1 protein-coding gene is annotated in these 1498 nt (G+C 48.1%); it reads right to left on the bottom strand.

The window, feature by feature from the left end:
- Positions 1-321: 321 nt before the first annotated feature.
- Positions 322-1383 carry a UDP-3-O-(3-hydroxymyristoyl)glucosamine N-acyltransferase gene (gene lpxD / locus AC805_RS15395; protein ID WP_055076239.1) on the bottom strand — a complete coding sequence of 354 codons (1062 nt, stop codon included), beginning with the start codon at positions 1381-1383 and terminating at the stop codon, positions 322-324.
- Between the last annotated feature and the right edge of the window lie 115 nt (positions 1384-1498).

The following is a 1498-nucleotide window of genomic DNA, read 5'->3' as shown; positions in this document are numbered from 1 at the left end:
CTGAGCGAAGTCGAAGCTGTAGTTTTTATTTAAATTATCTATAAGTAGCTAAGCATAATTAAAAACCAAACCCCTAAGAGCATATCGCCTGCGCAGCGGGCGATATGCTCTTAGGGACTTGCTAGTAATTAACGTACCTGTGGCTTCGACTCCGCTCAGCCAACGTTAGCTGAGCGGAGTCGAAGCTAGATAACTGGGTGGGACATTTTTTATCCGCAAGAGCCTTATGGGTTTGCAAAGCTCAAAATGGCGTTGCCATTTTGAGCTTTGGTATAAGGTTTTGAGATTTCCAAAATGGCGTTGCCATTTTGGAAATTGGCATTATTCCGCAATTTTGGCTTCTAGTTCCGCAACTTTTTGTTCCAGTTGACGTACAGTGCGGAGGAGAGCGGGAAGGTGACTTTTCGCAATCGTAATGCGATGCCAATCTTCTTCAGGAACGACGGGATAGCCCACCACCCGCGCACCTGCGGGAATATCGCTAGGAATACCTGAATTAACACCAATATTTGCGCCATCACCAATATGAAGGTGATACGCAGAACCCGACTGCGCCCCCATGACCACATGATGTCCGAGCGCCGCTCCACCCGCTAATCCTACCTGTGAGCCGAGCCGCGAATCGGCTCCGACTTCTGCGCCATGCCCAATTTGCACCAAATTATCGAGCTTTGCCCCTTGTCGAATAGTTGTCATACCGATCGCAGCACGGTCAACGCCGCAAGAGCAACCGATCTCAACATTATCTTCAATGATTGTCCGCCCAATTTGAGGGATTTTATACCAATTCCCATCAGGGGCAAGGTCAAAACCAAACCCATCGGCTCCGAGAACTGTATTGGGGTAGATGATGCAATTCGCGCCAATTTTAGTACGATCCGCGATCGTACAACTGGTATGGATGACTGTATTTGCCCCAATTTCCACATCGTTGTAAATGGTCACGCGGGAATCGATTATGGTGTTATCGCCAATTTTGACGCGATCGCTAATGACGACATAGGGAGCGATCGTCACGTTGTTGCCCAGCTGCACATCTTCACCCAAAACCGCTGTGGGATGAATACCCGCAGGCGGCGCAACTGGTGGATGAAACTTTTCGAGAATTTTGGCAAGGAGAATCTGAGGATAGGCGCTGCGAATACAGGGTAAGGAGGAACGCGTTTGCAAATCGAGAATGACGGCACTGGCTTGAGTCTCCTCCAGCAGGGGAATAAATTTTGCGGAAGATACAAAGGTAATTTCTCCCGATCGGGCAGATGCGATCTCGGCGACCCCTGTAATGATCGGATCGGTACTATCGGATTCAAAACGGCAATCGGGCAATAGGGCTCTAAACTCGGCTGCCAGTTCAGAGAGTTTCAAACTAATCAGTTGAGTCATGGATCTAGATATAGATAATTCAAATAAAAACTACAGCTTCGACTTCGCTCAGCTAGCTTACACCGAGGGCTGAGCGAAGTCGAAGCCCGTCTACAAGTTATTTAAAACAACTATA

Source organism: Pseudanabaena sp. 'Roaring Creek' (assembly GCF_001402795.1).
Lineage (GTDB): Bacteria > Cyanobacteriota > Cyanobacteriia > Pseudanabaenales > Pseudanabaenaceae > Pseudanabaena.
The sequence above is the reverse complement of the archived record's forward strand: the minus strand, read 5'-3'. Positions and strand labels throughout refer to the sequence as shown.

What these genes read in the sequence shown, in the direction of transcription:
- lpxD (WP_055076239.1), bottom strand. Translation starts at nt 1,383, where the DNA reads ATGACTCAACTGATTAGTTTGAAACTCTCTGAACTGGCAGCCGAGTTT.